General features: G+C 70.5%; 1 protein-coding gene. It reads left to right on the top strand.

The window, feature by feature from the left end; genetic code table 11:
* Nucleotides 1-186, top strand: a 186-nt coding sequence (locus QRT08_RS18495; protein WP_286047467.1) for a thiamine pyrophosphate-dependent enzyme, incomplete at its 5' end; no start/stop codon positions are given.
* Between the last annotated feature and the right edge of the window lie 68 nt (nucleotides 187-254).

Here is a 254-nt window from a genome sequence, read left to right on the forward strand (position 1 = left end):
GTGCGGGCCAACCGGTTAATCGCAATGGACCTCACAGACCCGCGCATCGACTTCCCGGCGCTGGCAGCCTCGATGGGCGTGCCCGCCAGGCGGGTGACGAAGGCCGCCGACATCGCCCCGGCAATCGAGGCGGGGATCGCCTCCGGCGGGGCCAACCTCGTGGAGGTGGTGGTGCGGCCGGGTTGAGGCGGGCGGTTCGCGGACGAAACAATGACCGATCCGACGTCGTCTCTGACCGATCTCGCGGCGCGGAC

The sequence above is a fragment of the Halalkalicoccus sp. NIPERK01 genome (genome assembly GCF_030287405.1).
GTDB lineage: Archaea > Halobacteriota > Halobacteria > Halobacteriales > Halalkalicoccaceae > Halalkalicoccus.